This window comes from Kribbella sp. VKM Ac-2566, assembly GCF_004366005.1.
GTDB classification, from domain to species: Bacteria; Actinomycetota; Actinomycetes; order Propionibacteriales; family Kribbellaceae; genus Kribbella; species Kribbella pratensis.
In genome coordinates, this window is sequence record NZ_SODT01000013.1 from 139,323 (window position 1) to 152,174 (window position 12,852).

The window sequence follows — 12,852 nt, forward strand, 5'->3', positions numbered from 1 at the left end:
GGTCAGGCTCGGCTCAGGCAGGCGCGAGGGTGAGGCTGATGCTGTTGATGCAGTAGCGGAGGTCCGTGGGGGTGCCGTAGCCCTCGCCCTCGAAGACGTGGCCGAGGTGGGAGCCGCAGTTGGCGCAGCGGACCTCGACGCGCTTCATGCCGAGGGCGTGGTCCTCGATGTACTCGACCCGGTCCTCGGCGAGCGGCGCGAAGAACGACGGCCAGCCGCAGTGCGAGTCGAACTTGGTCTCGCTCCGGAACAGCTCCGCGTCGCACGCCCGGCACTTGTACACGCCGACCGTCTTGGTGTCGGTGTACTCACCGACGAACGGCCGCTCCGTGCCGGCCTGGCGCAGCACATGGAACTCGGCGGGGGAGAGCTCGGCCTTCCACTCCGCCTCGGACTTCTGTACGGCGTACTGCTTGGTGGAATCAGTCACGACTCAAGTATCGGGTCCCGGGCAAGGAAAATCCCGCCCGGGCGCCCCACGTAAGACTGCCGCAACACTCAGGGGTTACCGCACCCAGGACGGCAGCGGGACCAGTTTCACCACCTGCGGGTCGTGGTCGGAGATCTGGTCCGGGAACTCCGCGTTCATGTGGACGACGTCGTACGCCGACGCCGGCCGCAGGTTCTGCGAGATCAGGATCTGGTCCAGGATCTGGCTGTTGCCCTCGAACACGTAGCTGTACCGCTCCGGCAGCGGCAGTGTCCGCGGCAGGTCGATCAGCGCGGTCTTGCCCGAGCCGACCAGGATGTCCGCAGTCTGCGACCAGTCGAAGTCGTTCAGGTCACCGAGGACGACGACGTTCGCGCCCTTGTCCTTGGCCAGGATCTGGTCCACGAACCCGCGCACCACGGTCGCCTGCTGGTGCCGCTTCTCCGCGGTCACCTGCACCGGCGGCTGGAAGCGGCCCCACAGCGGGTTGTCGCCGCCCTTCGAGCTGAAGTGGTTCACGACCACGAACACGGTCTGCCCGTGCCACTTGAACTCGCCCGCGAGCGGCACCCGGGTGGCGGCCCAGGCCGGGTTGGCCGGGTCGATCCGGCCCGGCGACGCGCTCAGGTGCGGCCGGCCGGCGTTGTCCGTGACGATCGTGGTCGGCGTCGTCGAGGTCCCGCCGGGTGTGTCGACGAACTTCACCGCCTTGTCCGTCCGGTACAGGAACGCGACCCGGATGTTGCCGCCCGGCTCGCCGCCTTCGGCGTTGTTCACCGGGTCGATCTGCTTCCAGGTGTACTGCGGCCCGCCCGCCTTCACGATCGCCGCCGCCAGCAGGCCGAGCGTCTTGTCCGCGCTCGTCGTACCGGAGTTGACCGCGCCGTCGTCGTCCTGGACCTCCTCGAGACCGAGGATGTCCGGCGACGCGAGGTTGTGCACGACCGCCTGGGCCAGCCCGTCGAACTTGGCGTCGCCGTCGGACGGGTCCAGGTTCTCCACGTTGAACGTCGCCACCGACAGCTGCACCGGCGACGAGGCCTTGGTCGTCTCGCGCTTGACCCCGCCGTCGATCACGGTCGGCGTGGTGGTCGGCAACAGCTTGAAGTTGCCGAACGAGTAGTCGAGGACGCCTGTCACCACACCGGCCAGCTTGTCGCCCGTCTTCGCGTCCGGGATCGCGGTCAGTACGTCGTCCAGCAGCACCCGCTCCGGGTTGCTGTCGGTCTTCTGCAGCAGGATCCCGCCGCGGACCGTGCGCACACCCGCACCAGCCGGTACGACGGACAGTTCGCGGAACGAACTCGTCGGACCGGTGACCTCAGGCTGGTTGATCCCCAGCCACATCCCCTCCAGCGACTCCCAGAAGTCGAGACCGTCGGTAGCCGGGTCGAACGCCGTGCTGGTCGTTTCCACGTCACCGGACGCGTCGTCCTCGATCACGGTCGACGGCGGCACGCGCCCGCCCGCTCCGACGATGGTCGGCGCAGGTACGGCGGCAGTCCCGGTCACGGTGACCTTCGGGTTGGTCAGCTCGGTGGTCGTCAGGTTCGTCGTACCGCCGGAGCCGCCCGGGCGGAACTCGGCGACCGAACCCTCGACCGTCACGGCGTCGCCCACGGAGACCGTCGGCGCGGAGCTGGTGAACACGAACAGGCCCTCGCTGGTGGCCGGGTCCGCGTCCGGTTGCGGGTCCTGGAACCAGAACCCGTTGCTGCCCTTCACCGTCACCACACCGGTGACGTTCGCGACCTGCTTGCCCTCCAGCGGCGACCGGTGCGCGGCGCCCTGGATGTCGTGGATCTTCGCGTCCACCGGCGGCTCGGCCGGACCACCGGTGAGTGTGCCCGGCGACGGGTTGCCCGCGGCGAAGTCGGCACTGTTGTTGTCGGTGTCCTTCGCCGGGTCGATCCGCGCGGCCGAGGTCGTGTTCGACAGGCCCGGCGCGGGTGCGGTCTCGGAGTCCGTCGCGCTGCCGTAGCCGACGTAGTCCTTGACGCCCGCGTCCGCGTGGCAGGTAGCGCCGCAGGCGAGCGCGGTCTGATTCGTGACCAGCGCGACCTTGCCGGTGGCCGCGGACATCAGGATGGTCCCGGTCGCGTTGGCCGTCGGAAGGGGCTGGCCGTTCCCGGCGCCGGCGCCCTCCTGGACCAGGTAGGCGGCTCCGGGCGCGATGGTTCCGGTCAGCTTCGTCACCTGCCACGACGATCCGGTGGACGAGGCGTACTGGATCGACCAGCCGCTCACGTCGACCGGGGCCGAGCTGTTGTTGGTCAGCTCCACGAAGTCGTTCTGGTACGGCGCGCCGCTGTTGCCGCCACCGCCGTACACCTCGGTGATGAGCACATCGGCGGACGCGGCGTCGGCGGGTCGAGCGATCAGTGCGGCAGCGCCGGCTAAGACGAGACTCGAAGTGACCACGAGAGCGCCCAGGCGGCGCCGTGATCGGTACAGGGCAGACATTCCCGGATTCTCACACCGGTATGCGGTCCTTCCAAGGTCCAACACGTGAACACGTGCCGAAGGCAGGGGTGATCATTCGCCGCGCAACGCCAGTAGGCGGTAGACCTCGACCGGCTCGGCCTTTCCCTTCAAACTGACCAGCCCGAGGGACTCGGTGCGCGCCTCCGGCAGCAGCGCCTTCGTCGCCGGCCCGATCGCGACCGTCCCACCCGGGGCCTTCCCCTCGATCCGCGACGCGACGTTCACGGTGTCCCCGATGACGGTATGCGTTCTCCCGCCTTCCGTCCCGAGCAGCGTCACGGACGCGATCCCGCTGTTGATCCCGACCCGGAACCGCGGCCAGTTCGTATGCGCTGCCTGTACGACGGCCGCCGCCTCCTGCAGCGCCAGGCCGGCCTCGGCCGCTCGTCGCGCATGGTCCGGCTGGTCGCCGCGCTTGTTGAACGTGACCATCAAGGCGTCCCCGATGATCCGGTCGACGTCGCCGCCGTGCCGTTGGACGACCTGGGGTACGACGACCTGGAAGTACGTGTTGAGCATCGCCGTGACCTCGGACGGGTCGTGCTGCTCCGAGAACGACGTGAACCCTTGCAGGTCCGCGAACAGCACGCTCAGCTCGCGCCGTCCCGACACCGTGTCCTCTTGGTACAGGTCAGCGAACCGTTCCTCGTACCACTGGATCCGGACCCCGGCGACGACCAGCACGAACGCGCTGAGCATGAGCACGTGCCACTCCCACCACGACAACGCCCAGTTCCGCGCGAACACCAGCGCGACCATCGCCTCGCCGAGCAGCACGAACGCCGCGATCATCGACAGCAGCATCAGCGACGGCCGCGTCCACCACGTCCGCAAGTACCTCGCGGCGGCAACGCCGTACAGGACAACCGTGGGTACGGCGAGGGTGGTGAGGATGCCGTCGGCAACTTCCGGTACGGACGTCGCGTGCAGCGGCCAGATCCGCAGTACCGAAGCAGCCGCCCACAAGGCCATCAGCACGAGCAGACCGACCCGCAGCCTTCGTCCCCACGCGACACCGGAGACGGTCAGGCTCGACAGGAACGCGAACGCCGACGCCAAGGCGACCCCGATCGGCGTCGCGAGCGTGAAGCCGGCGTTCGGCGTGTCCAGCAGCACCTTCGGCGTCGCCAGCGCGTGCAGGCCGAGAAAGCCTGCCGCGGACAGGAACGCCAGCGACACGAACAGCACCCGCGCATCACCTCGCCGCAGTGCCGCGGCGCCGGTCGTGTAGGCGAGTACGGCGCTCAGCGCGGCAGTCAGCAGCACCAGCCAGAAGTGTGCGGGATGATGCTCCCAGTGCACGTCGAGCCGTGGCTCCCGCAGCACCATCGCGAGGCCCACGAGCGGCAGGAGCAGCACCAGGGCAGTCAGGCCGACCATGGCCGGCGTGTAGACGAACTTCCGCTCAGGCATCCGACCGGACCTTGAGGTGCGTGTGGATCTGCGAAACCACCACCGATCCCTCACCGACGGCCGACGCCACCCGCTTGACCGACGCGCACCGTACGTCGCCGACCGCGAACAGACCCGGCACCGTCGTCTCGTACGGCTGTGGCGGCCGATCCTCGTGCCACTGCGGATCCGCGGCGGCGTCCGATCCGGTCAGCACGAAACCGTGCGCATCCCGCCCCACCTCGGCCGGCAGCCAATCGGTCCCCGGCACCGCCCCGATCATCACGAAGAGTCCGTCGGCCTGGACCGTCTCCTCGTCACCGGTCCGCCGATCCCGCAGTACGACGTACTCCAGCCGACCGTCGCCGCCGCCGCCGGTCACCTCGCTCGACGCCCGCACGACGACGTTGTCGGCGGCAACGATCGCGTCGATGAGGTACTGCGACATGCTCGCCGCCAGATCCTCACCACGGATCACCAGCAGCACCCGGCGGCAGTACCGCGCGAGGTGCAGGACCGCCTGCCCTGCCGAGTTCCCACCACCGACCACGCACGCATCCCGATCCTGCAGACCATGCGCCTCGGACACGCTCGCGCCGTAGTACACGCCGGCGCCCACGAGCTTCTCCAACGAAGGTACGTCGAGGCGCCGGTAGGACACGCCGCTGGCCAACACGACGGCTCGGGCTGTCACCTCGCCCACCGCACCGATCGCGGCGACGAACTGATCGCCCCGCTTCTCCAGCCGCTCCACTGTCCGCATGAGCACGAAATGCGCCCCGAACACCCACGCCTGCTGGTATCCGCGCTGGGCCAGCTCCGACCCGCGAATGCCGCGCGAGAACCCGAGATAGTTGCGGATCAGCGAACTCGTCCCGGCCTGCCCACCGATCGACTCACGCTCCACGACCAGCGTCCGCAATCCCTCGGACGACCCGTACACGGCCGCGGCCAGCCCGCCCGGTCCGGCCCCGACGACCAGCAGGTCGAACGACCGGTCCGCGTCGGGCGCCAACGTGGTCGGGACGCCCCACGCCTCGGCGATCTCCACGTCGGTCGGATCGTGCAGGACCGCACCGCCGACGGCCGGCATCCACACCAGCACGCCGTCGCCGGGATCCGGCTCGCCGATGAACTCGAGTACGTCGTTCGCGAGCGCCGAACCGCTGTCCCGGAACGCGCTCGGGATCCCGTTGCGGGCCAGCAGACTGCGCACGGCCTGCCCGCGCACCGACGTACTGGCCGCGATCACGACCACTTCACGCAGGTTGGCGACCTCGAAGCGCGACCACTCCTGGACGAACTCCGCCACCGTGCGGTGGAACAGTTCGTCGTGCGCGATCCACGGCTTCAGCACGTAGTAGTTGATGTCGCCGACCGACATCGCGGTCAGGATCGCCGATGCCGTCGTACGTCGCGCCCAGGCACCCCACTCGATCAGCAGCGCCCGTCGCGCGTCGGGGTGCAGCGTCCGCGACGCCGCGAGAATCTCGGCCCGTTCGTCATCGGGGAGCGCATGGTCGACCATCACCACGGCGACCCGCTGCTCCCACTCGTGCGCGCGCCGTAGACAGTCGAGCGCGGCCGCCGCCGTCACCTCGCCGCGGACCCGGAAGTCCGCGCCGAAGCCGCGGTCCAACTCGGTCTCGCACCGCTCCAGACGCTCCGGGTCAGCGTCGACGACGAGCAGTACCGGCCGCGCTGTACGAAGCCGCGGCCCACCCCCGGGCACCCCACCCATGTCTGTGACGGTAGGTCCGCGCAAACACGGTGGCAATGGTCAAAACGTTTGTTCACCGGTCCTGTCCGCCCCAGTGGGACAGGACCGGTGAACTCTCAGGTTGTCAGTTCACGCTGACAGCCGACCAGGTGGCGGCGACGGCGGCCCGCTCCGGGCTGCTGGCGCCGTACAGGTCGGTGGCCGCGTTCAGCGTGGCGGTCCGGGCCTGCGCGTACGTCGTACCGCTCGTCATGTACGTCGTCAACGCGCGGAACCAGATCTTGCCGAGCTTGTCGTGCCCGATCCCGGCCAGCGTCGAGCCGTTGCAGGTCGACCCGTTGTGCGGCAGGCCGCCGATCGTCTTCGCGCCGGTGCCCTCGGCAAGCAGGTAGGCGAAGTGGTTCGCCACGCCGGAGGAGTAGTGCACGTCGAGGTTGCCGACACCGGAGGACCAGCAGTCGGCGGAGTTGCCGTCCTTGCTCGGCTTGTCCATGTACCGGAGCGCCGGGCGGTCCTTCATGATCTCCTCGCCGATGTAGTAGTCACCGGGGTCGGAGGAGTTGCTGGAGTAGAACTCGACGAGCGTGCCGAAGATGTCGCTGGTCGCCTCGTTCAGGCCGCCGGACTCGCCGGAGTACGTGAGGTTCGCGGTGTGCTCGGTGACGCCGTGGGACATCTCGTGGCCGGCCACGTCGATCGACACCAGCGGACCCGCCACGACGTTGTCGCCGTCGCCGTACGTCATCTGCTTGCCGTCCCAGAACGCGTTCACGTAGTTGGAGCCGTAGTGCACGCGGCTCGGGACGCCCTTGCCGTCGCCGAAGATCCCGTTCCGGCCGTGGACGTTCTTGTAGTAGTCGTACGTCGTCGCGGCGCCGTAGTGCGCGTCGACGGCGGCCGTGGCGCGGTCGGAGTTCGCGCCGGTGCCCCAGTGGTTGTCCGCGTCGGTGAACCGGGTGGGTGCCGTGCAGCCGAAGCCGAACAGCTGGCACAGGAGCGAGTCGGTCTTGTTGTTCGCGTCGGCTGTGTAGCCTCCGCCGCGGGTCGCATCGGTCAGCGTGAAGCCACCGGTCGCCGTGGAGGTCTGGAGCGGCACCGTCCCGCTGTACAGGCTCTTGCCGTCACCGGTCGCGGTCTCGATGTGCTGCTCGCTGACCAGCTTCGCGCCCGTCAGGGCGTCCACCGTCGTCGTGATGCGGCTCGGCGTACCGTCGGCCTGGGTGCCGACCGCTGTGACCAGGTAGGCCAGCCGCGGCGCGCCCTTGCGGGCATCGATCACCAGACTCGGCTTGCCGTCGGCCTTCAGGCCCTTGGCGAGCGCCTTCGTGGCAGCGGTCGCACTGCTGACCTTCGGCGTACGGGCGACGTTCGCGCTCCTGCCCAGCGACAGGCTGGCGCCCTTGAAGGCGCCGTCTTTCGACTGGTGCACGACCACGTCGCCGCCGAGGACCGGCAGGCCCCCGATCGTGCGGTCCATCCGGACGTGGCTGGAGCCGTCCTTGTCGACGATCACGTCCTTGACCACGAACGCGTCGGCCGTCGTGGCCCGCAGCGCGGTCAGGTTGCTGCTGATCGCTTCCTTGGCCTTGGCGACGGCCGCGGCGGGGGTGGGGACAGGGGACGCCGTCGGCGCACCGGTCGCTGTGCCTGTTGCTGTGGTGGCGCTGGTCAGTCCGAGGGCGGTGGTGGTCGCCACTGCAGTCGCAGCGGCGAACAGGGCGGATCTGTTCATCCTCGCGCTCCTTGTCAGGTGTCCCGGGGGCCTCACGCCCCAGGAACGAGGTGCAGGAACGTTACCGCCCGGTCACCTACCGTGGCCAGAGGTCGAGAAAAGTTGCCTTTCCCGTGCGCCCAACGGAAATCCTGCGGATTTGTCCGGCCGGGGCGATACGGTCACGGCATGGCGAAGAGCACAGCGGTGATGCTCACCGTGGGGGACCGGGAGGTCCGGGTGTCCAGCCCCGATCGGGTGGCCTACGAGGCGACCGACTGGGCTCCGGAGGTCACCAAACTGCAGGTCTGCGAGTACTTCGTCGCGGTGGCTCCCGCGTTCATGCGAGCGTCGGGCGACCGCCCGGTCGCTCTGGAACGCTGGCCCGGCGGATGGCGTGAAGGGATGACGCTGTCGGTGGACGCGACCGGTCGTCAGACGGGGGACGGCTTCTACTCGAAGCGGCTCCCGAAGGGCGCGCCCGACTGGCTCGAGACCTGCCGCGTGCTGACGCCGAACGGGCGCCCGATCGACGAGTTGTGCCTGAGCGAGCCCGCCGCCGCGGTGTGGGCGGCGCAGATGGGCACGCTGACCTTCCACCCGTGGGCTGTTCGCAAGGGCGATCTGGATCGTCCCGACGAGCTGCGCATCGACCTCGACCCGCAGCCCGGCGCGACCTTCGCAGATGCCCGGCGGGTGGCCGGCGTCGCCCGCGAACTCCTCGAGGAGCTCGGCCTGCGCGGATATCCGAAGACCAGCGGCAACCGGGGCATCCACATCTACGTGCGGATCCGGCCGGAGTGGAGCTTCGACGAGGTCCGGCACGCCGCCATCGGCCTCGGCCGCGAGCTCGAACGCCGCGACGACGGTGTGACCACCGCCTGGTGGAAGGAGCAACGCGGCGAGGCCTCGATCTTCCTGGACTTCAACCAGAACCTCAGAGACCGCACGGTCGCGGGCGCCTGGTCGCTCCGGCCGCGACCCGGGGCGCCGGTGAGTACACCGATGACGTGGGAGCGGCTCGCCGAGATCGACGATCCGCGGGCGTTCAACCTGCACACGGTTCCGGAGTACCTCTCCGACGGCGACCCGTGGGCGGACATGGACGACACGGCGTACCCGCTGGAGCCGTTGCTGCGGCTGTGGGAGGAGCTTCCCGGCGGCGAACTGAACTTCCCGCCGGACTACCCGAAGATGCCGGGGGAGCCGCCGCGGGTCCAGCCCAGCAAGAAGGTCGCCGAGCACTGGGACGAGCAGGGCAACCGCATCATCCCGGACTGACACTTTGCAGGGCCGTCTCGTCGGATGGGTGTCAAACGCTCATTCGCAAGGAGAGACACCTGTTATGGACGCTCGTCTGGACCTGTTCACCAACCCCGTCCTCACCAAGTTCATCAAGCACCTGAACAGCGCGGCCCGGGTCGCGACCACCGTCGGGGTCCCATTGACCACGCTCGAGTTGGTCGAGCTACGGGTCAGCCAGATCAACGGCTGCGCCTATTGCGTCGACATGCACTCGAAGGATCTCGCGCACCACGGCGAGACCCCGGTCCGGATCAACCTCGTCGCGACGTGGCGCGAGGCCACCGTCTACACCGAGGCCGAACGCGCCGCGCTCGCGCTGGCGGAGGCCGGCACCCGGATCGCCGACGCCGCCGGCGGAGTCTCCGACGACGTGTGGCTGAACGCCACCAAGCACTACAACGAGGAGCAGTTGGGCGCCCTGGTCGCGGTAATCGCCGGCATCAACACCTGGAACCGCCTGAACGTCATCACCCAGCAGCCCGCAGGCGACTACGTCCCCGGCCAGTGGGGCTGACCTGCCCACTGAACTGGAGGGTTGCCCCCCGAAAATCTCAGGGGGCAACCCTCCAATCGCGGGGGCAACGGGTCAGAACGTGCGGAGGGCGCCGCCGTCGATCGGGATGATGGCGCCGGTGACGTACGACGCAGCAGGGGAGAGGACGAACGCGGCGACCCGGCCGAACTCGTCGGGCGAGCCGTAACGGCGCAGCGGGATGGTTTTCTCGGACGCACGCCGGGCGGCTTCGGGATCCCCCGACTTGCCGTCGAGCTCCTTGAGGCGGTCGGTCGCGATCCGGCCCGGCATCAGGCCGTTCACCCGCATCCCGTTCGGGCCGAGCTCGTCGGCGAGCGTCTTCGCCACCATCGCGAGGCCGGGCCGGAGACCGTTCGAGATCGCCAGTCCGGCGATCGGGGACTTCACCGACGAGGAGAGCACGAACGCGATCGAGGTGTCCTCGGCGCCGGCCCGGGCGACCGCGCGCGCGATCCGCAACCCGCCGAGGAACACGCTGTCGAACGCCGACCGCCAGTCCTCCTCGTCGGTGTCCAGCGCGGTCCCGGCCCGCGGTCCGCCGACGCTGATCAGCGCGCCGTGCAGCTCGCCCCACTTGGCGATCGCGGTCGCGGCCAGCCGCTCCGCGCTGTCCGGGTCGGCGTTGTCGACGGAAATCCCGACGACGTTCCCGCCGGGCCCTGGCAACGCGTTCAGTTCGGCCGCGGCGCGCGCGATCGACTCCTCGTTGCGGCTCGAGATCACCAGCCGGGCGCCTTCGGCGGCCAGCGCCTTGGCAGTGGCGAAGCCGAGTCCGGCACTCGCGCCGGTGACGATGTAGGTGCGATCACGCAGTCCGAGGTCCACAACACCATCCTGCCCCACCGCACTGCGCGGCGCATCTCGTGCCCACGGCAAGAACCGTCGTTGCGCAAGGCAACGAGCAGTACCGGCAGTCCTCAGTCCGGCGCTCCGGCGCGGGCCTCCGGTCGTTCGACGGCTTCGGCCTGCTGTTCCGCGGGCTTGCCGGTCGCCTGCTGCCGGGAGAAGTAGACGAGCCCACCGAGGGCGAGCAGCGCGAAGAAGAACCACTGCAACGCGTAGAAGAAGTGCGGCCCGTCGTCGATCTCCGGACCGGGGAACGAGCCGAACGCCGGGTCGTTCGCCGGCTCCTGCTTGTCCACGGTGACGTAGCCGTCGTACAGGTCGAGCCCGAGCACCTTCGCGTAGTCCGGGCCGTTGATGAGTCGCGCCGTACCGTCGTCCGGCGTACCGCCGTTGGTGTGGCCGCCGCGTTCGCTGCGCTGCAGGCGGCCAGTGACGGTCACCTCGCCGGCCGGGACGGCGGGAACGTGCAGCGGCATCAGCTCCGAGCTCTGCCGGGCCAGGAACCCGCGGTCGACCAGCAACGCCTTCCCGTCTGCGAGGACGAGCGGCGTGACGATCTCGAAGCCGGGCTTGTCCTGGACGTTGCGGTACTTCAGGACGACCTGCTTCGAGGCGTCGTACCGGCCCTTGACGACGACTGTGCGCCAGGCGTGCTGGTCGCCGACGACGCCCGGCGGACCGAGGATCTGGTCGATCGGGGCCGCCGGGGCGGCCAGGTTGGTCCGGGTCACCTCGTTGCGGGCCTTACGTTCATCGAGGCGGTGCAGCTGCCAGCGACCGAGCTGCACGCAGACGCCGGCGAGCACCAGTACACCCAGCGCGGCGACGATCCAACGGAGGTTCAGGAGACGACCCACGTCTCGAACTTAAGCCATCCCCTGAAACCGCCGACGCGCGGCACGTACGCTGGGGGCGTGACGACGATCCAGGCGGCGATGATCCAGGACGGGACGCGAACCGGTCTGGCGGACCGCTACGGCCGGACCGCGACCGACCTGCGGGTGTCGCTCACGGACCGTTGCAACCTGCGCTGCACGTACTGCATGCCGGAAGAGGGCCTGGACTGGCTCGCGAAGCCCGAACTGCTCACCGACGACGAGGTCGTCCGCCTGGTGTCGGTCGCGGTCACGCACCTGGGCGTGCACGAGATCCGCTTCACCGGCGGCGAACCACTGCTCCGGCGCGGCCTGGTCGACATCGTCCGCCGTACGACGGAACTCGCGCCGCGCCCCGAGGTGTCGCTGACGACCAACGGGCTCGGCCTCGCGCGGCAGGCTGTCGCGCTGAAGGACGCCGGCCTGGACCGGGTGAATGTGAGCCTCGACACGGTCGACCAGGAAACGTTCAAGAAACTGACCCGGCGGGACCGTCTGCAGGACGTGATTGCCGGGCTGGAGGCCGCGCACGACGCCGGTCTGACGCCGGTGAAGGTCAATGCGGTCCTCATGCGCGGCGTGAATGACTCGGGTGCGCCGCAATTGCTGGAGTTCTGCCTCGAGCGCGGCTACGAACTGCGGTTCATCGAGCAGATGCCGCTGGACGCGCAGCACGGCTGGGACCGGTCGACGATGATCACCGCGGACGAGATTCTCGGCATGCTCACCGAGCGGTTCCACCTGACGCCGGACGACGCGTCGAAGCGGGGGAGTGCACCGGCCGAGTCGTTCCTGGTCGACGGCGGACCGCAGACCGTCGGCATCATCGCGTCCGTCACGCGCCCGTTCTGCGGCGACTGCGACCGCGTCCGGCTGACCGCCGACGGACAGGTCCGGGACTGCTTGTTCGCGCGCACCGAGTCCGATCTGCGGACCGCGCTGCGGGCCGGGGCCGACGACGCCGAACTGGCCGACCGCTGGCGTCGTGCGATGCTCAACAAACTTCCGGGTCACGGCATCAACGACCCGAGCTTCCTGCAACCGTCCCGCCCGATGTCCGCGATCGGCGGTTGAGCGCATACCGGCCCAATCCGGAAATGCAGTTTTTCGCTAGCCACTCGGGCGAGCTCGTCGTCAAAACAACGTCATGCGCTGAATGGCTCGACCTCGCGCAGGAATGACCTCCGGTCGAGGAAGTCGGACAAGCTGTCCTTGTGTTCGTCACAGGCCAGCCAGGTCTTACGCCGGTCGGGAGTGTGGATCTTCGGGTTGTTCCACAGCAGCGCCCAGGTAGCAGGGTTCCCGCAGCCCCTGGCGGAGCAGGTGGTCGGCAGGGCCGGTGCGGTCGGTGCGGCTTCTTCGGTCATCCGCGGGTGTCATTCCTCTGCATTCCTGATGCCTCAATAATCAATAGCCTGGGCAAAATGAAGCGACGTCGGACAGCCACGGGGGGAGCCGTCCGACGCCGCATCAAGTCCCTGAATTCCACTCATGAACTTCAAGGCACGCGGGAGATTCTGACACGGATCAGTCCAAGTTTTCCAGTCCCGGCCA

Annotated in this window: 11 protein-coding genes; 3 read left to right on the forward strand and 8 right to left on the reverse strand. The window is 69.1% G+C overall.

Going from position 1 to position 12,852, the window contains the following annotated elements; translation table 11 throughout:
- Positions 1 to 13: 13 nt before the first annotated feature.
- From msrB to EV647_RS31360, 5 genes are all read right to left on the reverse strand, one after another.
- Positions 14 to 430 (reverse strand): peptide-methionine (R)-S-oxide reductase MsrB, encoded by a 417-nt coding sequence (gene msrB / locus EV647_RS31340; RefSeq protein WP_134009413.1) that lies wholly within the window; start codon positions 428 to 430, stop codon positions 14 to 16.
- 75 nt (positions 431 to 505) lie between these two features.
- Positions 506 to 2,893 carry a lamin tail domain-containing protein gene (locus tag EV647_RS31345; protein WP_134009415.1) on the reverse strand — a complete coding sequence of 796 codons (2,388 nt, stop codon included), beginning with the start codon at positions 2,891 to 2,893 and terminating at the stop codon, positions 506 to 508.
- A 72-nt stretch (positions 2,894 to 2,965) separates the two neighbouring features.
- Positions 2,966 to 4,327 (reverse strand): adenylate/guanylate cyclase domain-containing protein, encoded by a 1,362-nt coding sequence (locus tag EV647_RS31350; RefSeq protein ID WP_134009417.1) that lies wholly within the window; start codon positions 4,325 to 4,327, stop codon positions 2,966 to 2,968.
- Positions 4,320 to 6,047: an FAD-dependent oxidoreductase gene (locus EV647_RS31355; protein ID WP_134009418.1), complete on the reverse strand. Its 1,728-nt coding sequence runs from the start codon at positions 6,045 to 6,047 to the stop codon at positions 4,320 to 4,322. Before EV647_RS31355 ends, EV647_RS31350 begins: the two co-directional genes overlap by 8 nt.
- A 103-nt stretch (positions 6,048 to 6,150) precedes the next feature.
- The gene (locus EV647_RS31360; protein WP_134009420.1) at positions 6,151 to 7,758 is read right to left on the reverse strand and encodes a M4 family metallopeptidase; all 1,608 of its coding nucleotides are present in this window, start codon (positions 7,756 to 7,758) and stop codon (positions 6,151 to 6,153) included.
- 168 nt (positions 7,759 to 7,926) lie between these two features.
- On the opposite strand from EV647_RS31360, the gene EV647_RS31365 reads away from it, so the two are divergent.
- Both EV647_RS31365 and EV647_RS31370 read left to right on the forward strand, forming a co-directional pair.
- Positions 7,927 to 9,018, forward strand: coding sequence for a DNA polymerase domain-containing protein (locus EV647_RS31365; RefSeq protein WP_134009422.1), 1,092 nt, complete (start codon positions 7,927 to 7,929; stop codon positions 9,016 to 9,018).
- Positions 9,019 to 9,082: 64 nt separating this feature from the next.
- A complete protein-coding gene (locus EV647_RS31370; protein ID WP_134009424.1) occupies positions 9,083 to 9,556 on the forward strand; it encodes a carboxymuconolactone decarboxylase family protein in 474 nt (157 codons plus the stop codon).
- A gap of 72 nt (positions 9,557 to 9,628) precedes the next feature.
- Here EV647_RS31370 and EV647_RS31375 read toward each other — a convergent pair whose 3' ends face one another.
- Both EV647_RS31375 and EV647_RS31380 read right to left on the reverse strand, forming a co-directional pair.
- Positions 9,629 to 10,402: an SDR family oxidoreductase gene (locus tag EV647_RS31375; protein WP_134009426.1), complete on the reverse strand. Its 774-nt coding sequence runs from the start codon at positions 10,400 to 10,402 to the stop codon at positions 9,629 to 9,631.
- A gap of 92 nt (positions 10,403 to 10,494) precedes the next feature.
- The gene (locus EV647_RS31380) at positions 10,495 to 11,280 is read right to left on the reverse strand and encodes an SURF1 family protein (protein ID WP_238177488.1); all 786 of its coding nucleotides are present in this window, start codon (positions 11,278 to 11,280) and stop codon (positions 10,495 to 10,497) included.
- Positions 11,281 to 11,358: 78 nt separating this feature from the next.
- On the opposite strand from EV647_RS31380, the gene moaA reads away from it, so the two are divergent.
- The gene (gene moaA, locus EV647_RS31385) at positions 11,359 to 12,372 is read left to right on the forward strand and encodes a GTP 3',8-cyclase MoaA (RefSeq protein ID WP_134010324.1); all 1,014 of its coding nucleotides are present in this window, start codon (positions 11,359 to 11,361) and stop codon (positions 12,370 to 12,372) included.
- Between the two features lie 71 nt (positions 12,373 to 12,443).
- On the opposite strand, the gene EV647_RS31390 is transcribed toward moaA, so the two are convergent.
- Entirely contained in the window at positions 12,444 to 12,665 is a 222-nt protein-coding gene (locus tag EV647_RS31390; protein ID WP_134009428.1) for a hypothetical protein, read from the reverse strand.
- Positions 12,666 to 12,852: the final 187 nt, after the last annotated feature.